Here is a 19217-nt window from a genome sequence, read left to right as displayed (position 1 = left end):
TACTGCATAAAAGTGACAACTCACAATTAAAACTATTCTAGCTAATGCCTCGGGGCTTGCCCCGAGGATTATTTACTTAAAACCAACTGATTTCAGTTGGTTTTTTCTTTGGTTAAAACTTACCTTTCCTTCTTTAAAGATCACATCATGAATTCACGACAAGAACAGCTTAAAGCTTTTGACCGCTTACTCACCATAATGGACGAGCTACGGGAACAATGCCCCTGGGATAAAAAGCAAACCTTGCAGAGCCTGCGGCACCTCACTATTGAAGAGACATACGAGTTGGGAGATGCAATTCTTGACAATGATTTGCAGGAGGTAAAAAAGGAGCTGGGTGATCTTTTACTGCACATCGTATTCTATGCAAAAATAGGAAGTGAGACTAACGATTTTGATATTGCCGATGTGGCCAACAGCATTTCTGAGAAATTAATAAGCCGGCACCCACATATCTACAGCGATACAAAAGTGAATAACGAGGAAGATGTTAAACGCAACTGGGAACAGCTGAAGTTAAAAGAGGGCAAAAAAAGCGTTTTAGAAGGGGTTCCCGCGTCTTTACCGGCACTTGTGAAGGCAAGTCGCATTCAGGATAAAGTGGCGGGTGTAGGCTTTGACTGGGAAGAACCGCAGCAGGTATTCGAAAAGTTACAGGAAGAACTGGGGGAACTGCAGCACGAGATTAATTCTGAAAATCAGCAGAAAATAGAAGAGGAGTTTGGCGACGTGATGTTCAGCATGATCAATTACGCCCGATTCTTAAAGGTGAATCCTGAAGATGCACTGGAGCGAACCAACAAGAAGTTTATTAAGAGATTTCAGTATCTAGAGGCCAAAGCAAAAGAACAGGATAAGAGCCTTAAGGATATGACGCTGGCCGAAATGGATGTCTACTGGGAAGAAGCGAAGAGGATTTAAACGGCTTTTGGCTTGGAGAGACAGGAGGTCAGGGGTCTGTAAATTAAACTCTGTCTGATCTTTCTATATCTCTTGTACTGTTTGCTGAAGTTCTGGTATTTATAGCCAGAGGTATCCTATCTTCAAATTTAATATAAAATTGCTGAATCGTAAGGCTCCAATTATGAAGAGGAGCTGTCCACTTCTTTTCGATATTTTTGGTGGCCAGATAAACTAATTTCAAAAGGGCCATGTCATTGGTAAAGGCTCCTTTTGTCTTTGTCACTTTACGAACCTGACGATAGAAGCCTTCGACAGCATTGGTGGTATAAATGATTTTTCTGATAGGCTCGGTGAACTGAAAATATTGTGAGAGCTCTTCCCAATTGCGTTGCCAGCTTTCAATTACTACTGGATACTTTTGACTCCACTTTTCTTCCAGGGATAGTAGTTCATCTTCAGCCACTTCTTTGTTTACCGCCCGATAAACTTTCTTAAGGTCTTTCATAAATTCCTTTTGATCCTTTGAAGCAATAAACTTTAAGGAGTTCCGTATCTGGTGAACAATACACAGCTGTACCTGAGTCTTTGAGAAAATGCTGAGAATAGCATTGGTGAATCCTTTGAGATTATCCGTACAAGCAATTAATATATCTTCCAGTCCACGGTTTTGAAGATCTGTCAGTACCTGTAGCCAGAAATTAGCACCTTCACTTTCAGAAATATACATACCTAGGACTTCCTTGTATCCCTCCTTGTTAATACCCAGAATGTTGTAGAGCGCCTTATGTTCTATCTTCCCATCTACTTTCACTTTATAATGCATGGCATCGAGCCATACAATACAGTACAGAGGGTCAAGAGGTCTGCTCTGCCACGCCTTTACGTCTGGAATGATACGATCTGTGATCTGACTAAGGACAGTGTGAGAGATGTCGGTATCGTACATTTCCTTGATGTGGGAAGAGATGTCACGGTAGCTCATGCCAAGACCATAGAGGCCTATGATCTTCTCCGATAAGTTGTCTGCTAAAATAGTCTGGCGCTTCTTTACCAGATCCGGTTCAAAGCTACTTTGTCGATCCTGTGGGGTATCGATTTCAAAGGATCCGAAGCCGCTCTTTATCTTCTTTTTTCCCTTCCCGTTACGCTTATTACCTCCGGATCGTTCCTCCTCATTAAGATGAGAATCCATTTCAGCTTCAAGGGCTTTTTCAATGAAACTCTTGAGCATAGGTGCAAAGGCACCACCTTTCCCGAAGAGACTCTTGCCCGACATAAACTGTTCAAGGGCCTTCTTCTCTAAATTTTGTTGTTCTTCTGTTGTCATGGGTCTGTCTGAATAAAGTTATTTAAAAATCTTTTTCAGACAGAGTTTAATTTACACCCTCGAGGTCAGGCTTTGCCAGAGAATGAGACTGATCTTGAATTCTCTGTTTCGTCTATTTCTGTCGTCTCCGAATAATCTCAGGATTTCGGCTACTGTGTAAAACTCCCATAATTATTATCTGGTTTTTTTCTTCTTCGACTACAAAAAAGATGGAGTATGGAAAACGCCTGACTATTGACTGTCGAAATTCTTTATACTTCCGCGGGTATTGAAGAGGGGATTTACCGATAGAATCGATTTCCTTATTCACTTCACGTTTAAATTCTTCACTTAATTCTTCTTTTCGTTCACTGTACCATTTTTTCGCCCCCTCTAGATCGTGCCGAACTATAGGATGTATCTTAGTTTTATAATTCATCCTTTACCATTCCTCTTTGACTTCATTCCAATCTAATAGATCTTCAGGATTTTCTGAATAACTTTGGAGACGTTTATCTAATTCCTTCTTCTGAACTGGAGAAATACGTTCCTGTGCTTCTTTTTCTTTTTTTAGTACACGCTCTAATGCCTCCATCACGCTTTCCTCTTCAACTGTCATCAACTCCTCTATGAAGTGATACTTTCTGGCTGATAAATTATCCATAGCATTTTGTTTTCGCTTACATAAAGATACAATTATTGTGTAATATTTCTCTTTTCAAATACTCTAGGGAAAGTTTAACTTGTTTTAAGTAGCTCTCGAAATAGAAGTTTGTTTCCCGCGGCCATTTTGAATCTATTTCAGATTCTTTTTAATCTGAAGAAAAGAAACGATGAGAACATGGAGCAATTTTAGATTGACCATAAGAACTCCAATCAAAAACACCCCTTAAAAATGTCATTTTTAAGGGGTGTTTTATGTTTCTGGTAAAGAATTTTATTCGTCGTAAAGAGACTTTACTTTCTCCAGTTTCTCTTTCCAGATCTTAAGCTGCTCCTTGTGATTCTGGATGTTCTTGTGAACTTCCTGTACCAGCGGATTCTTATCATCAACGTTAGAGAAGAACTGCAGGTTGTTTTCCAGCTGCCTTATTTCGGCTTTTGTTTCCTCGATCTTCTTTGTAAGGAAGTAATGCTCGTTGTTTAGCTTTCTTGAATCATCAGAATTTTCGAGGGCCTGGACCTTGTTCTCGTACTTGAGCATTTCGCTCTGTTTCTTATCTAGATCCAGCTTATCAAAAGCCTGGTCAAGGGCTTTGTTGAACTTTCCTTCAATGTAGCGTTTGCTGTGTGGCACGCGGCCCAGTTTTTTCCATTCCTCAATAAAGTTTTTGATGGTGGGAAGATCCTTTTTGCGATCGCCGCTAAGCTCAATATTCTTTAGCTTTTCAAGCAGGTCTTTCTTTTGATCAAAAGTTTCATTTTCTTCTTTGTTCTCCTCATTTCTGGAAGCGTGAAGCCTGTCAAAATAGTGATTACAGGCAGCTTTGAACTTTTTCCAGATCTTATCGCTGTCTTTTCGGGGAACGTGGCCAATATTCTTCCAGTCGGTCTGGATCTTTTTCATAAGCGGCGTGGTGACTTTAAAGTCCTCGCTGTCTTTATGTTCTTCGGCAATCCTTACCAGTTCCTGCTTTTTCTCAAGATTGTCGTATTGTTCTTTTTTCTGGTTCTTGTAAAAAGAGTTCTTGTTGCGGTTAAAACTGCGTACAGCCTCTTTGAACTTCTTCCAGGTCTCGTCGTTCACGTGTCGCGGCACCTTTCCTGCATTGAAGAATGCTTCCCTTAGGGCTTCAACTTCAGTAATCTTCTGTTGCCATTGCTTGTGCGACGTATATTTTTCCGAAGCAATACCTTTTATCTGATCAATGATTTGCTGCTTCTTCTCAAGGTTTTTCTCAAAATCCTTTTCCAGCTGCGCAAAATACTCCTGTCTCTTGTCATGAATCTGCTTGGTGGCATCGCTGAATTTTTGCCAGATATCTTCCCTGTACTCTTTTTCTACGGGGCCAAGATCTTCTTTCCACATTTTGTGCAGCATTTGTAGCTCCCTAAAAGCACGGTTGGTATCCGGCTCTTGTGTAAGCTCTTCGGCCCGGGTTATGATCTTTAATTTCTGCTCAAGGTTGTGCTTGAAATCAAGATCTCTAAACTCGCGGTTAAGGTGCAAAAAGTCGTAAAAGTTCTCAACGTGGTGGTGATAGGTATTCCAAACTGTGTTGTACTTATCACGAGGGATTGATCCTGCCGTTTTCCAACGATCCTGCAAATCTTTAAAATGTTTGTAGGTGGTGTTGATATTCTCTTCAACATCAATCAAACCCTTTAATTCTTCAATGATCTCCAGCCTTTTTTCCAGGTTTTTATTAAGGTCCTGCTTAAGTTGCTGGTAATGCTTATTTCTTTTTTCCTTGTAGTCAAAATACAGGGAATTAAAACGCTTTTTTAAGGGAGTAGAGTAGTGGAAGTCAATAATATTCCCGCCATCAGCAAGAAATTCTTCTTTCTTCTCCTCAATTTCCTCGTCTTGTTTGGCATTAAACTCAGCCCGTATTTCTTCAACGTGCTCTTTAATTGCCTGTACTTTTTCGTTTTTGAGAAGTTTTTCCAGTTCATCGGCGAGGGCTTCCTTGCTCATGGCGTGGTAATCTTTCTTTTCTATGCCATGACGCTCGGCAGTGGCTTCGTCTTCGCTGTCTTCAGCAACGGCATCATCCATTTCGCTTTGAGCATCTTTGGGTGCCTTTTGCTGCTGTTCGTCGTCTTTAGTCTCGTCATTTTCTTCGGAAGAATCTTCAACTTTCTCTTCGGAAGTTGCCGGACTTGAGGTGTCAAAAAAGGGATTTTTAACTTCCGTTTTTTCTTCGGAAGTTTTCCCGGTATTATCTTCTGCATTGGCCGAAGGCTCTTCATCCTCATGATCGCTTTCTAAAGCCGATTCGGGCGAGGTAACTGGCTCAAGTCCTTTTTTATCCTCGGTCGATTTGGCTTCATCTACCATGGCATCTTCAATATCTTTACTTTCCTTTTCTTCTGAAGGTTGTGCAGTATCAGCAGCTTTATTGGGAGTTGGCGTAGTTGTTTCTTTTTTCTGAGAAGCCGGCTGCTCTTCCCCCTCATCATCACTTTCCAAAAACGATTCGGTAGAGGAGCCGGGTTCGGCATTCCTTCTATCTTCACTCGCTTTCGACTCGTCTACCATAGCATCTGCAATGGAATCTCGCTCCTCTTTCTCTTCGGAAGCTTTTTCAGCATTTTTTTCTGTCTTTTCGGCTCCGGTTTGGGCCTGGGAATTCAGGTCTTTGTTTTGATTTTCCTGTTGTTCCTGGTTTGACAGTTTTTCTTTCTCAGACATATCTTTCAATGTTAGGGTTCAATATTCAGTAATAAGTCTGAAAGATAATAACTCCCCACGTACCTAACAAGGGATTGCGGCTATTTCTAAATGTAAAGTTAAAGACCGGCTTTTAGTCCCGGTTCCATATTTCCCAGGCTTTGAGCGCCTGAAGTTCCAGCATTTTCTCCCCGTTTAAAACCGTTGCTCCACGGGCAGCAGCCAGCTTCATTAATGCTGTTTGCGGCGGATTGTAAATGAGGTCGAATAACAGGTGCCTGGAACTGAGGTAATTTACCGGGAGCGGCGGATATTCTTCTACTTTTGGATGCGTACCCAGCGGTGTGGTGTTTATAATGACAGTGTGTTCCTCAAGTATCTCTTCGGAAAGTTGCTGGTAAGAAATGGCATTTTTGGAAGGTGAGCGGGAGACAAGGCGGGTTTTGATATCCAGCGAATTCAAAGCGTAATTAACAGCCTTGGAGGCGCCACCCGTGCCCAAAATAAGTGCTTTTTTGTGGTGTAGCTTCAGGAAGGGTTTTAAGGCTTCCGAAAATCCGAAGTAATCGGTGTTATAGCCGGTAAGACTCCCGTTTCGCTCTACTTTAATGGTGTTTACTGCACCGATTTGTTGGGCTGTTTCATCAAGACTATCCAAAAAAGGGAAAATCACCTCTTTATATGGAATAGTCACATTAAGACCTTTTAATTCCGGATTTTTGTCGAGCACTTCAGGAAATTGCTTGATATCCTGCAGGTCAAAGTTTTCATATGTGGCGTTTATGCCTTCACTGGTGAATTTTTCAGAAAAATACTTCCGTGAGAAAGAATAGGAAATATTACGTCCTACGAGTCCGAATTTACGCATGAGATCTTTTGTTTTTAAGTTCGGCCAGGGCCAGCCACAATACGAGAACGGTTCCTGTAATGATAAAGAAAATCGCGATCCAGGTGCTGGGTTCATCTATTGCCGGCAGGTACCTGTTATAATTGTCTACGATCTTATTCCCGTTTTGATCCAGCAAAAATACACCTTCGGCATTTCTACGGAATTCTGCTTCTTTCCATGGCCATACCACTCCCAGGGAGCCGGTGATAAAACCAATAATCACTGCAAAAGTGGCATTTTTGAAATGCTTCAGTAAATATCCCAATATGTGAGACAGGGAAACGAGCCCGGCCACAGATCCTGCCGTGAATACGAGTAATACCTGCAGCAGGCGCAATCTTTCGGGATCGTCAAGAAAACCAAGGTCAAACCTGAAGAGATCGGACAAGGTGAGGTACAGCGCATTGACGGAGTCTACCAGCAGCAGCACGTAGTTGCCCAGGAGAATAAGAATGAAAGAACCGGAAAGCCCGGGAAGTGTCATCCCAGAAACTCCTACAATTCCGCAGAAAAAGACAAACCAGAGATTGTCATTCTGCGCGGCAGGTTCCAAAAAGCTGATGCTCACGCCGGCAATGATACCAAGAAGCATAAAGCCAATGTTGCGGCGGTTCCACTCTTCAAAATCTTTACTTATGTAATAAATGGAGCCCAGGATCATTCCGAAGAAAGAAGACCAGACGTAAAGCTCGTAATGTGTTATTAGGTAATCGAGCAGCAGGGAAATGGAAAAATAGCTGATGACCATTCCTAAAACAAGCAGCGAAAGAAAGCGCCCGTTGGTGTAATACCAAAGGCTGCGAAACCTTCCGTTTATCAATAATTTCAGGGAATTGATGTTGACACGGCGAAGGGAAAAAATAAATTCCTCATAAAAACCGGCAACAAAAGCCACCATCCCGCCCGATACGCCGGGAACTTTATTGGCAGCCCCCATAAGGACTCCCTTGATCACCAGGAATATTTTATCGCTAAACGTTCGGGTTTGCTGCATTGTCCTGCACCGGCTTTTTTTCTGCGAGGCCCTCTAAGATAAGAATAAGAGCAAACCCTGCAAGCATGAGCATAAAGGCCTGAAAGGTGTGAGGCTCTGAACCAAAATTCCAGGGCATTACAGATTCGTCTCTTAGGGTGATCACCTTGTCACCGTACTGGGCAGTTTCCAGTTTTAACTTCCACGGCCAAATCTTGTTGAGAGAGCCTGCGATAAACCCTGTTAATGTTGCCAGGGTTAGGGTGCTGTAATTGCGGAAGAGCCATTTGAGGAGCCGGGAAAAGGAAAGTAATCCAAACACAGCGCCTAAAGCTACTATGCCCAATATCTTTAAGTCGAACTCATGTGCTGCTTCACTCACGGTTTTGTATGCTCCAAGGAGCACCAGGATAAAGGCTCCCGAAATTCCTGGTAATATCATTGCACAAATGGCAATGGCACCTGCAAAGAACAGGTAAAGATCATTTGGTGCTGCAGCTAAGGGTGGCAGCGAGGTGATATAGAAAGCTACTCCTGCGCCTATTACCAAAAAAAGGAACACGTTAAATGTCCATTTTTCGATTTGTTTTGCCACGTAGTATATGCTTGCCAGTACCAGCCCAAAAAAGAAAGACCAGATAAGGATTGGGTGGTTCTCCAGCAAGTAATTGGTGAGTCGCATCACAGTAAAGATGCTAAACAGGATTCCGCCTAAAAGGGCAATGATAAAGTTGCCGTTAAATTCCTTCCACATTGCTTTAAATCCCTCATTCTTCCAGGTGTAAAGCAGCCCGATTTTCACCCCGCTAATGGTAGAAATGAGCTCCTCATAAATCCCTGAAATAAACGCTATGGTACCACCGGAGACCCCGGGAACAACATCGGCCGCTCCCATGGCCATTCCTTTTGCAGTGAGAACAAGGTAATCTTTAAAGCTTCGTCGCATCGTCTGGTTTTGAAGTGCGCAAAGTTATAAGAATTAATTGCAAGATTTTAGGTGCATCTTTATTTTCTCCTTAACCGATTTTCTTGCGAAAATAGAAGGGAAAAGCTCCTCAATGATAATGTAATAATCAGAATCCATTTTAAGGGCGTTATTCAAATGCGTATTTCCTTTTTCGGGTTCGTGCAGCATGAAATATAGGCCGGCAAGCCGGTACTCAATCTCGGCCGTTTCAGGATAAAATTCCACGGCCTGTAACAGGTTTTGTACGGCAGCCTCGAATTCCCCTAAATCAATAAGTACGTCGCATCTTTTCACCCAGGTTTCCAGCTCATAGTTTCCCAGTTCGAGTGTACGGCGGTAACCTTTTTCAGCTTCTTCAAGTAGGTTTAACTGATTGTTAATGCGGGCATACCTCTTCCAGTACAGCACATTCTCGCTGTCAATATTGATAGCTTTATTGATGTAGTAAAGGGCTTTCCGAAAATTCTGCTTTTTGTAAAAGAAGTCTGTGATGGCTATCCAGCCTTTGTCCAGCAAAGGATCTTCATGAACCGTTTGGCGGTAATTCTTTAACGCCAGCTCATCAAGTCCCAGTTTTTCATAACATTTCCCAATACGCAGGTACGCAAAAGAGGTAGGATCATCAAGATCCATGGTAATGCTATAATTTTCAATAGCTTCATTAAACTTGCCCAGTTTTTCCAGCACCTTTCCTTTTTCAAGATAAGCTCCTATAAAAGTATCGTCACTAATGATGGCAAAGTCAAAAGCCGAAAGGGCTTTGTTGTAATCTTTAAGATCAAAGTACTGTTTTCCCAGCTGGTGCCAGGCTACTTCTGAATATGGGTTCGTATCGAGAAATTTGTTAAGATACGCTATGGCTTCGCGTTTTTGTTCAAGAAAATCAAAGCAATACATGATGTTGTAGAGCGCTGAATAATCTTCTTTATCGGCTTCAAGGCACTTCATGAAATTGAGCTTTGCGTTCTCAAAATCTTCCAGGAACAGGTATTCCATTCCCAGCAGGGAGTACACGTCGGCTTCGTCGTAGCTCATTTCGAGAGCAACCTCGAGCATTTGAATAGCTTCCTGGTGTTGATCTTTCTTTGAGAGTATGTTAGCCTTTTGAATATAGATTTCCTCATTTGAGGATTCCAGGTCATAGATCTCATTGAGAATTCCTTCGGCCTGATCTAATTTATCTTCAAAAACCAGGATCTCCACGCGCAGCAACTTCAGGTTAACCGAAGATGGGTGTTGTGAAAGCCCAAGCCTTACAGCTTTTTTGGCAAGTGTAATTTTTCCGTTCTCTAAATAGTAATGAATAATATTTTCAAACTCATCGGAGTCGAAGAACAATACATCATTCGTCTTCAGCATCGATTCAAAACGAGTAAGGGAGAAATTGTTTTCTTCGTTATGGCTTAATAGCATAAGCAGTGATTTACTGATTTCTTCAGTATTAAAGTTATAAATGTTCTACAGCGACCGGGTTAAAAACGAATTATGTTGTTAACAAAGTAATTAACACCTAATTGTCCTGCAATAAATCATTTAGTATGTCAATAATTATGCCGCATCCTTCTTTTATTTCACTCATTGAAATAGTAAGCGGTGGCGTAATTCTTACGGCTTTACCTTCAAATAGTAACCAAAACAAGATCAAGCCTTTATCTTGCGCTCTCAGCACAAGTTTGTTGGCAATTTCTTCGGAAGTTAATATAGGAGCGAGCATTAATCCGCGTCCCCGTACCTTAGAAATGAGCGGGTGCACCAATAATTCTCTGAAAAATTGCTCTTTTTGAAGGGTTTGGGCAAGCAGGTCTCCTGCTACCAGTTCTTGTAATGTTGCCAGAGCTGCTGCCGCAATCACAGGATTTCCACCAAAAGTAGTGATATGTCCCATTTTAGGATTGGCACTCAGCGTATCCATAATTTCTGAAGAGGAGGTGAAGGCACCAATGGGCAGTCCGCCACCCATGCCTTTCCCCATCACCAGAATATGTGGTACGGTGTTATAATTTTGAAAGCCAAACAGTTTTCCGGTGCGCCCAAAGCCCGGTTGGATCTCATCGAGAATGAGGAGGGCACCCACTTTTTCACACCTGGCTTTTACCTTTTTTAGATAATCGTTTTGAGGCTGAATAAAGCCTGCACCACCCTGGATACTTTCCAAAATAACGCCTGCCGTATTTTCATTTATCTTTTCAAGGTCTTCTTCACGGTTGAACTCAATCCAGGAAATATCGGGGATCAACGGGCGGAAAGGCTTTTGCCGCTCCTCGTAGGTCATGAGGCTCAACGAACCCATGGTGTTCCCATGGTAAGCGCTCTTTGCTGCAATTATTCCAGATCTTCCGGTATACCGGCGGGCAAGTTTTAAAGACCCCTCAATGGCTTCGGTTCCCGAATTTGTCAGGTATGTTTTTTCCAGCGGCGCCGGGAGATGTTCTGCGAGCAACTTGCACAATTCTATAGCGGGCCCCTGGGCATATTCGCCATACACCATAACGTGCAGGTACTTTTCTGCCTGTTCTTTTATAGCGTTTACAACACGAGGATGGCAGTGTCCCAAAGTACAGGCCGAAACACCTGCCACAAAATCGAGATGCTTTTTGCCTGCTGTATCATAGATGTACGATCCCGAAGCATGGGAAACTTCCATTGCCAAAGGGTAAGGCGAAGTTTGCGCCTGATATTTTAAAAAATCCTGTTTCAATTCTTTAGTCTCTTTTAGGTTGGGTGGCAACGGCAGGGGAGATGGTGTCCTGCTGTTGTGCCGGGCGCGGTTCCTGGCCCGGAGTAGGCTGAATACTGTCCATTGCTGGGAGGCTGTCCAACTCTTCCTGTCGTAAGAGTGGTTCTGGTTGAGCAGCTTTGCCCGCATTTGGAACAGTATCTACAGTTCTTTCCTGAAGATCTTTTTCCTGTAAACGGCTCTTGTTATTCAGCAAAGGTCCTTCCCGCGACTCATTGTTAAAAAAGTTCTCTTCTTCTTCAGGCATTGGTATCCCCTGTATCTTCACCGGCTCATAATCTGGATCGTCAATAAAAAGATCTTCTACAGAATTCAGCCTTTCTTCACCACGCCAGTTAAAGCCCTTAAGGGTACGCTCTTCTTCAGGAAGTTCACTTTCAGGATAAAGAATTCCGTCGACATTATTAAGATAATCGACCATGCTTATCTCTTCATCTTCAAAGAAAACAGAAATAGAGCTCGACAGGGTTTTATTGATGCCAATCAAATCTCCAGCGTCATTTCTCATGTAATAAAGTGTCTCGGTATTTTTTACCAGGTCTACCTGATCTAAAGCATTATCTTTAAACTTTCCATACATCTGCAAACCCTTCAGCTGATTAAACCCGCCCAAACTGTCACGCTGAATCATAAATGCATTATCATATACTTTGAGAGAATCCATTTCTTCGGTCACAACATTGTTGAGCAAGTGAATGGTATCTCCTGTTAACTGGTTGTTTTCTGACCACATTACCGGTCTGCCCAACATTTGCGTCAACCCGGTTTTTTCCCGTACATGAATAGAATCACTCTTACCGCTCATATTGCTCTTGTACAGGCGCACGCCATAAAAACCACGGATGATCCTGTCTTCGGGTTTGCCGGTAACCATTAAGGTATCTGCATGAATATAGAGAGAGTCCTGCTCCTGAACGCTCACTGCCACCGCACGTTTTGTGATAAAAACTGAATCTTTTTCCCTAAAAACTTCAGCGTAATGTCCTCGTATAACACTTTCATTAATGGTGTCTGTAACCTTTATATTATTTGTGGCCGAAGCAAAATTGGTATTCCGGTTAAAGTACAGGCTATCCCCCTCTAAAATCCGGTTTTCATAGTCAATTCTTGAATTTTTCACAAAATAACCGGTATCGCCACGGGTGTCGTAGAACCCCCTTTCGGCGTATATGGTAGATTGATCGCTCGTTATTGTTGTGGGGCCATAGAAGTAGGCGTGACCATTATCAGAATAAAAATCCAGTTGAGTAGACCGCAAAACATAATCGGGGTTAGTGATCACTACTTCCGAAGCGAAGGTGTATTTTTCATCTTCCAGATAGTAGCGACCAATTCGGCTTTTAAGTACACTGGCAGTATCACGTATAGTTCCACCGCTGCGGTAGTAGGCCTGCTGTTTTGTGCGGTCAAAGAAAAGCGTGTCGGTTTGTAGGCTGGTTTGTGGGTTGCGCATAAAAACATTTCCGCTGGCAAAAGCAAACTGCGTATCACCATTGTATTCGGCATACTGGCTGGTCATGGTGATGGTATCACCCTGTTCCATACGCACATTTCCGTAGGCTTTAAAGAAGTTCTCTTCGGCGTAATGAATGGCCTGGTCGGCCCACACTTCAATACCCTGGTGAATAAAATGAACCTGCTCGTTCACCTTACTCAGAATAAAGGCACCCGGATAATTCTCTTCATCTTTTAGAGTACGTTCGCTTTCATAACGAATCTTCTTTTCTTCCTGGCTGTAACTGCTGAAGCCTATGAAAAAAAAGATTGAAAAGAGATATAGAACCTGAACGTACTTCACCAGTAGAATTTTGCTTCAAAAGTAATGAATTCTGAAGGAAATAGGTGAGCTGCTGAGATCTTTTAAAGATTGAAATATCAGGTATTTCTATAGTAGAGAAACTTCCTACAGCATCACAATTCCGTTAAAAACACATTTAACTTTTGTCATTTTTGACAGATTAATTGGTATGGAGGGTATTGTACTACAGGAAACACCTGGGCATGGATGTCAATAAAATAAAAGTAAAGGTTGCTCATAACTCCTGAGTGGCACTTTGGCAGTAATCAAAACTGAAGCGCCTTATAAAATAGGTGTGGCAGCATAAAAAACTATGACTTTTTACAGGAAACATGGTTGGCGGTTCTTTTTTTATTTTTTCCGTTTGTAATGGAGTTGCGTCAAGCCTGTTTCAAATGTTTTTGCTTTTACAAATTCGAGTATTTGTTCAGGTCGCCCGTCTTTAAATAATCTTGTCCCATTACCTAACAAAACAGGAACTACAGAAATAATAAATTCATCAATTAACTCATTTTTTAATAGTTCATTAATTACTTCAGCACCACCATCACAATAGATATTTTTTCCGTTCTTAGATTTGAGTTGTTCTGCTAAATCAGTGATTTTACCTGTGTAAAAAGTTGTTCTGCCAACATTTGGTCTTTGGGTTCTTGTTATCACATATACATCCCTTTGGCCATTGTCGTAAAATGATGGGCCAATTTCCTGAAGCACGTAGTCATAGGTTTTTCTACCAATAATCAAGGTGTCTATGGAATCTGTAAATTCATTATAACCATAGTCTTCACCTTCTTTTTCTACGAGTTTTAAGAAACTCAAGTCATCATTAGGTTTTGCAATGTACCCATCTAAGCTTGTGGCAATGAAAAGTGATATTTTTCGCATCTGTTTAAAATTTAATGTTTTTGCAAAATTAATTTTAGAAAACCCTTTGCATTTTGTATAAATGCGATATTTTAAAGTAGTGAAGGTATTTGAGATTTGAATTTTCTTTCTAATTGCCGCACAGTGATATGAGTCCGCTTTGAAAGTTCTGAAATTCTCAATTTCGCTTTTGAGGAATGAATATCGCTGATTATAGACTGTAGTTGGTTCTCTTTGTTTTTAATTCTGTCTGAAAAATATTGGTTTAGATAATTAAAGTGGTTTGCAAGGATTTTATCAATATTTAAGGAATTGGGTTTTCAAATGAAAATAAATACAGGAAATATCTCTCAAAAAAGCCATTTTTGGATAGCCATTATTTGCACAGGTCTTTTATTCAAGCTTATATTTTGTTAATCGCATTCTCAATAGCATTTTTACTTTCAAAGTATTTTGCTTTTACAAGATTAAATTCTTTATCGTTTTTTAATGTTTCGCGTAAAGTTAATGTTAGAAAATCGTAATTCGTAAATTTGGTGGGTGTGTTTAGGATATTGGTTAACCAATTCCACATTTTTTCTTTTCCGATTTCTTTTTCTATTGCTATAAAAATAATAGGTGCAAAGTCATAAACATATAATTGTCTGTTCTCGTATTCAGAATCGGACTGTATTAGGCTGAATGGTTTTGGTTTGAAATCTTTTAGGTTTTCAAATTTCCCAGTTATCATTTTATCATAAATGTCTTTGCTTATTATTTCTTTTGTTAGTTGCAATGACATAAATTCTGAAAAACCTTCACTCAACATATCTCCAAGTTCTGAATTAAAATCCTTGAAAGTGCCGAAATAATAATGACCTAATTCGTGTGCAATAAATGGTCTGTAAAAATTTTGATATTTGGGATTGGTTATATTTTTTAATCCATTTTGCCAACCAATATTCATAATCGTGGGATATGAGACAAACATCCAACCGTCTTTTTTTGATGTAGGTGTCGTTTGTACAAAAGAAACAGATTGTTTGAATGGAATTTTTAGTTTGTCAGTATAGAATTTTTTATAAGAATTAACCAACTCACTAAACTTTTTAGTTTCACTCTCATTAAAATCTGAATTTAAAATATAAGTATCATCTATATTTGTAAAATCGTAATTTCCACAAAATAAGGTTAATTCCCGTGGTATTTTGCTTTTGAAATTGGCTTTTTTAGCTTTAATAGGGGGATTTCCATTCACGTATAATGTATTACAATCTTCGCAGGATATCTCGATATCATATTTTACTAGATGAAAATCTTTGTCATTAGTAATGTCATATAAAATAGGATACCACGAAGATTGACGACCATCTGACCTCACGGAATTTTGATTATAAGCGATATTACCTTTCCAATCTTTTAGACTATAATTCTCTATCGTATCATTAACAACTGGAAATTTGCCCACATACTTGAATTGTATAGATTCCGGAAGAAATTTACCTTTCTCTTTATTATCTTCGAAGTAGTATGCAGTAGATTCGCCAGTCGATGTAGTGTCGGTAACAGATTTGCTGAAATAAATTAAAAAGTCGTTTGGTTTTTTACTTCGCATATGAAGAATATTCATTCCAGAGTTTAATCGAATGACATAATCTTTAATTTGGGGAATAGTGCTCAAGGTTAAATCACAATCAAAAGTTCCTTCTTTTATTGAGATTTGAATTTTTCCTGTTAGAAATGGGGCGTTTTCCTGTGCGTTAATGTTCGTTAAAGGTAAAAATATAAAGAAAAATACCTTGATTAAATTCCCTCTCATAATTTGTACGATGATGTTTTTTTAAAATTTCCTATAACGTCCCGGTTACTGCAAGTGCAGATTGGGGAACGGAAAATTATCTTTTAATTGCTGTTTTTAAAGATATTTAAAAATGTCATTTTTGACAGGTATCCCGCAATTTTTGTTATTTACTGTTGCCCAAAGTTTTAATCAGTCTTCAAAATGTGCGTAAATATGTTTTACACATCTGACATTCCATTTTCCTTTACTAAAACAAACAGTGTTTCGCAACACTTTATATCTCAAAAAAAGCCTGAAAAACTTGACGTTAGCCTAAGAAATCAACAGGATTTACTTGTATGGGAATTCTGACTAACGTCAAATTTAATTATTATTTGTTCCAAACCCTTTAATGGTCGGCTCTCACCAACTTTCATGGTCTATTTTTTATGAAAAAAATCCAGAAATTTGACGTTAGCCGGAGAAATTAACGGAGTTTCTTCATGTGGGGAATTATGGGCAACTGCTCGTATAAAAACAGTGTGAGCTGGCGAGCTTGATTTCAGCATTGTTTTTATATAGTTTTTGGCTGCTTCGTTTTATTTACTACCTGCATTCATGTTTTTGAACTCCTGAGAATACAAACAATAGGATTATTTTTTTCATTTATTGAATTTCCACCAGTCAAAATAAATTAAATTCTTTTCTCCTCTGAAGACAAAGTAGATATCATGAACTCCTTTGATGTTTTTATTTACCGGTGCCGTAAATGTACTCCAAATACCCTGTTCGCTTGTGGTATTTATCTCGACTGTTGCAATCACCGGCCCGTCAATTTTATCAGCCCGTATTTCAATCTTGCCTCCATAAAGTGGTGAAACACTCACTTCCACCGATTTAGCGCCATCAGCAAAATCAACACCTTGAACTTTTATGTAATCACCGTGATTAATGGCAGTAACAAATAAACGGTCGGCGATTCTTATTCCTCTGTCCCAGTCGAAGTCTCCTTCCCACTCTGTTTCAAACCTGGTCTTAACTCCTTCGCTCCAGGCCATAGTTTCTGCTTCAACTCGCCTGAAAGGATCAAGGGTTCCAACCTGTTCTGGACCTTCTATTGACCAATAATACCGGTTTTTGATAGTCCCATCTGGATTATATTCCATTGCATCCATTTCAACCGAACGGCGTTCATAAAATTTTGGAGTGGTTTTTTTCAACAGGTCGTAACTGTGCCCGAAAACATAGGACTTTCCTTTATATTCAATAATTCCCGGATGATTTCCCCTGCTCTTTTCCGAAGCATCCACAATCATACCTTTGTATTCCCAGGGGCCTGTGGGGGAGTCGCTCATTGCATATCCAATTCCTTCGGGACAACAAGTGGAGGCATAAGCCATATAGTAATGGCCGTTGCGTTTCCAAACCCAGGGACCCTCCTGGTAGTTGTCGGGCGTTGTTGGTTCCTCCATTATTTCTCCTGAATAGGAAATCATATCCTCGTTCAGTTTCACATAATACACTTTTGGATTCCCCCAGTACATATAAGCCTGCCCGTCATCGTCGATGAGAATGGTTGGGTCAATATCGTGATCACTGTTTTGAATAAGGGGCTTTCCAAGTGGATCCTTAAAAGGGCCGTAGGGACTATCGGCCACTAAAACGCCAATTCCAACTCCTCCCGGCATGGGGCAATAAAGGTAAAATTTATCATTACGTTCAATACATTGAACTGCCCATGCGCCATTGTCATAGGGTACCCAGTCAAAATCATCTAATGATGCCACTACACCATGTTCGGTCCAGTTGACCATATCGGTTGACGAATAAAGTAACCAATCGAACATTTTAAAGCCCATTGCATCATCTTCATCATGACTGGTATAAAGGAATACAGTGTCATTATGCACCATTGGCGCGGGATCTGCAGTGTATTTTGTCTGAATAATTGGTTGCTGTTGGACTGTTTGTGCATCAGCATAGTAATTGATGGTCAGCGTCATCAAAAAAAAGATTATTACATAAATATTTTTAGTCATCATATTTTAAATGTGTTTATACCTTCAGTTATTGACTTTAACATAACTTCTCCGAATTACAGACACCAAGTGTGATAAAAACTTTTTTTTAAAGGACTAGTCAACGTTGCAGCTAACGGTTTGCGGTTATCTCAAGTTGCGGCTTGGGAACTCGAATTTGTCCGTTTAAGACTGCTTTTTAAAGGTAGTCAAAAATGTCATTTTTGGAAGGTATTCCGCAATTTGTGTTATTCTTTGTTGTGCAACGTCTTTTTTATGCTTTTGCTCCACAATTATTTAAAAATTTTTTCAACTCAGAAAGTTCATTTTCATCTTTAAGTCTAATTAAATTTCTCTGTTTTCCGTTGGTTAATTCTAAAGAGTATCTTTTTCTTCCAAAGACAGAATTCACCTTCAATCTTTTGATTTCGTTTAATGCAATTTTGTCTGAAGTTGATCTTTTAAAAAGAAAAAAGTATAACACAACAAGAGAAACAATTCCCACTATTAACCATACGATTTCCTGAAATCCGAAACCAGTTTCTTTTATATTTATCAATCTTAATGCTGCATTCAGAATATTCAAACCAACCAGAAATTTCACGAAGAAATAATTGTTTTTCAGATCATCTTTAATTTCTATAGAATCTTCTTTTTTTATATAAATTATTTTCATTCTTAGATTTTTAAGATGTACCCAACGTCTCGTATAAAAACAGTGCGAGCTGGCGAGCCTGATTGTCCGCAGGACAATCAGGTGCTGCAAGCGAGCAGGAATTTTCGATTTGAGACTAATTTCAGCATTGTTTTTATGTGTTGTGCCTGTTGCACAAGATACCAGAAAATGCTAATTTTCTGATATGCAAGGCAAGAAAAATTATCAGGAAAAGCTCTTCACTTCCTTCCGTCTTAGTGACCGGATTCCAAAAGAAAATTTTTACAGACGTTTAAAAGAAGCCCTGAACCTGGAGTTTCTTTATCCCCTTACCCAGAAGTTTTATGGAGATAGCGGGCAGAAAAGCATCGATCCGGTGGTCTTTTTCAAGATCTGCCTGGTGGGATACCTGGAGAACATCACTACTGATCGTGGGTTGATGAACCACTGCGCAATGCGGTTGGATATCCTCTATTTTTTAGGCTATGATGTAGACGAAGAATTGCCCTGGCACAGTACGATAAGCCGTACCCGCCAGCTTTTCCCTGAAGATATTTTCGAGGAAGTCTTCACCAAAGTTTTAAAGCTTTGTATTGATGCAGGACTGGTAAGCGGCCATACACAGGCAATTGATTCGGCCCCTGTAAAGGCCAATGCTTCTATGGACAGCCTGGAGATCAAAGTCCCGGCAGAAGACCTCGAGGAGCATCTTTCTAAAGTGCGGGTACAAAGCAGCAGAGACCGAAAGGCTAAAGAGAATAAAGCTTCTGAAGAACAGCAGAAGATCACAGCAAGTAAGAAAGAACTCCAGGAAATAAAGAGCCGGAACAAAAAATGGAGTCAGGACCAGGACATGCGCCCCGGTGCCAAAAACAAAGGCAGCAGGTATACCAGCAACAAAACACATTACAGCCCCACCGATCCCGATGCCCGGATTAGTGTCAAACCCGGGAAAGCCAGGAAACTGAACTACCTGTGCAATCTGGCGGTAGATATTGAAGCTAATGTTATCAC

The 19217-nt window shown here is 40.3% G+C and carries 16 protein-coding genes; 2 read left to right on the top strand and 14 right to left on the bottom strand.

Going from position 1 to position 19217, the window contains the following annotated elements:
• Positions 1-147 precede the first annotated feature (147 nt).
• Positions 148-921, top strand: a complete 774-nt coding sequence (gene mazG, locus OQ279_RS16855) for a nucleoside triphosphate pyrophosphohydrolase (RefSeq protein WP_266071233.1) — start codon at positions 148-150, stop codon at positions 919-921.
• A 43-nt stretch (positions 922-964) separates the two neighbouring features.
• Here mazG and OQ279_RS16850 read toward each other — a convergent pair whose 3' ends face one another.
• The 14 genes from OQ279_RS16850 to OQ279_RS16785 form a co-directional block, all read right to left on the bottom strand.
• On the bottom strand, positions 965-2230 hold the full coding sequence (locus OQ279_RS16850; protein WP_266071232.1) for an IS256 family transposase: 1266 nt from the start codon (positions 2228-2230) through the stop codon (positions 965-967).
• A gap of 112 nt (positions 2231-2342) precedes the next feature.
• A complete protein-coding gene (locus OQ279_RS16845) occupies positions 2343-2648 on the bottom strand; it encodes a type II toxin-antitoxin system RelE/ParE family toxin (RefSeq protein ID WP_266071231.1) in 306 nt (101 codons plus the stop codon).
• Between the two features lie 3 nt (positions 2649-2651).
• Entirely contained in the window at positions 2652-2873 is a 222-nt protein-coding gene (locus OQ279_RS16840; protein WP_266071230.1) for an addiction module protein, read from the bottom strand.
• 273 nt (positions 2874-3146) lie between these two features.
• Positions 3147-5564 (bottom strand): DUF349 domain-containing protein, encoded by a 2418-nt coding sequence (locus OQ279_RS16835; protein ID WP_266071229.1) that lies wholly within the window; start codon positions 5562-5564, stop codon positions 3147-3149.
• Positions 5565-5676: 112 nt separating this feature from the next.
• On the bottom strand, positions 5677-6411 hold the full coding sequence (locus tag OQ279_RS16830) for a shikimate dehydrogenase family protein (RefSeq protein WP_266071228.1): 735 nt from the start codon (positions 6409-6411) through the stop codon (positions 5677-5679).
• Positions 6404-7426, bottom strand: coding sequence for a DUF368 domain-containing protein (locus OQ279_RS16825; protein ID WP_266071227.1), 1023 nt, complete (start codon positions 7424-7426; stop codon positions 6404-6406). Before OQ279_RS16825 ends, OQ279_RS16830 begins: the two co-directional genes overlap by 8 nt.
• Positions 7404-8351: a DUF368 domain-containing protein gene (locus OQ279_RS16820; RefSeq protein WP_266071226.1), complete on the bottom strand. Its 948-nt coding sequence runs from the start codon at positions 8349-8351 to the stop codon at positions 7404-7406. The genes OQ279_RS16825 and OQ279_RS16820 overlap by 23 nt, the downstream gene beginning before the upstream one ends.
• A 33-nt stretch (positions 8352-8384) precedes the next feature.
• The gene (locus OQ279_RS16815; RefSeq protein WP_266071225.1) at positions 8385-9785 is read right to left on the bottom strand and encodes a tetratricopeptide repeat protein; all 1401 of its coding nucleotides are present in this window, start codon (positions 9783-9785) and stop codon (positions 8385-8387) included.
• A 97-nt stretch (positions 9786-9882) separates the two neighbouring features.
• Entirely contained in the window at positions 9883-11070 is a 1188-nt protein-coding gene (locus tag OQ279_RS16810) for an aspartate aminotransferase family protein (RefSeq protein ID WP_266071224.1), read from the bottom strand.
• A 4-nt stretch (positions 11071-11074) separates the two neighbouring features.
• Positions 11075-12907, bottom strand: coding sequence for an OstA-like protein (locus OQ279_RS16805; protein WP_266071223.1), 1833 nt, complete (start codon positions 12905-12907; stop codon positions 11075-11077).
• Positions 12908-13258: 351 nt separating this feature from the next.
• Entirely contained in the window at positions 13259-13792 is a 534-nt protein-coding gene (locus OQ279_RS16800) for a dihydrofolate reductase family protein (protein ID WP_266071222.1), read from the bottom strand.
• A 382-nt stretch (positions 13793-14174) separates the two neighbouring features.
• Positions 14175-15569, bottom strand: a complete 1395-nt coding sequence (locus tag OQ279_RS16795; protein WP_266071221.1) for a gluzincin family metallopeptidase — start codon at positions 15567-15569, stop codon at positions 14175-14177.
• A 623-nt stretch (positions 15570-16192) separates the two neighbouring features.
• Complete coding sequence (locus OQ279_RS16790) at positions 16193-17533, bottom strand: glycoside hydrolase family 43 protein (RefSeq protein WP_266071220.1); 1341 nt, start codon at positions 17531-17533, stop codon at positions 16193-16195.
• A gap of 289 nt (positions 17534-17822) precedes the next feature.
• Positions 17823-18224, bottom strand: a complete 402-nt coding sequence (locus OQ279_RS16785) for a hypothetical protein (RefSeq protein ID WP_266071219.1) — start codon at positions 18222-18224, stop codon at positions 17823-17825.
• Between the two features lie 184 nt (positions 18225-18408).
• Between OQ279_RS16785 and OQ279_RS16780 the strand changes: the two genes are divergently transcribed.
• Positions 18409-19217, top strand: an 809-nt coding sequence (locus OQ279_RS16780; protein ID WP_266071218.1) for a transposase, incomplete at its 3' end; no start/stop codon positions are given.

The organism is Salinimicrobium profundisediminis (assembly GCF_026241755.1).
GTDB classification, from domain to species: domain Bacteria; phylum Bacteroidota; class Bacteroidia; order Flavobacteriales; family Flavobacteriaceae; genus Salinimicrobium; species Salinimicrobium profundisediminis.
The sequence above is the reverse complement of the archived record's forward strand: the minus strand, read 5'-3'. Positions and strand labels throughout refer to the sequence as shown.

Coding starts and splice junctions, on each gene's coding strand:
- OQ279_RS16815 (WP_266071225.1), bottom strand. CDS start 9,785: ATGCTATTAAGCCATAACGAAGAAAACAATTTCTCCCTTACTCGTTTT.
- OQ279_RS16845 (WP_266071231.1), bottom strand. CDS start 2,648: ATGAATTATAAAACTAAGATACATCCTATAGTTCGGCACGATCTAGAG.
- OQ279_RS16830 (WP_266071228.1), bottom strand. CDS start 6,411: ATGCGTAAATTCGGACTCGTAGGACGTAATATTTCCTATTCTTTCTCA.
- OQ279_RS16790 (WP_266071220.1), bottom strand. CDS start 17,533: ATGACGCTGACCATCAATTACTATGCTGATGCACAAACAGTCCAACAG.
- OQ279_RS16835 (WP_266071229.1), bottom strand. CDS start 5,564: ATGTCTGAGAAAGAAAAACTGTCAAACCAGGAACAACAGGAAAATCAA.
- OQ279_RS16800 (WP_266071222.1), bottom strand. CDS start 13,792: ATGCGAAAAATATCACTTTTCATTGCCACAAGCTTAGATGGGTACATT.
- mazG (WP_266071233.1), top strand. CDS start 148: ATGAATTCACGACAAGAACAGCTTAAAGCTTTTGACCGCTTACTCACC.
- OQ279_RS16850 (WP_266071232.1), bottom strand. CDS start 2,230: ATGACAACAGAAGAACAACAAAATTTAGAGAAGAAGGCCCTTGAACAG.
- OQ279_RS16795 (WP_266071221.1), bottom strand. CDS start 15,569: ATGAGAGGGAATTTAATCAAGGTATTTTTCTTTATATTTTTACCTTTA.
- OQ279_RS16840 (WP_266071230.1), bottom strand. CDS start 2,873: ATGGATAATTTATCAGCCAGAAAGTATCACTTCATAGAGGAGTTGATG.
- OQ279_RS16820 (WP_266071226.1), bottom strand. CDS start 8,351: ATGCGACGAAGCTTTAAAGATTACCTTGTTCTCACTGCAAAAGGAATG.
- OQ279_RS16785 (WP_266071219.1), bottom strand. CDS start 18,224: ATGAAAATAATTTATATAAAAAAAGAAGATTCTATAGAAATTAAAGAT.
- OQ279_RS16825 (WP_266071227.1), bottom strand. CDS start 7,426: ATGCAGCAAACCCGAACGTTTAGCGATAAAATATTCCTGGTGATCAAG.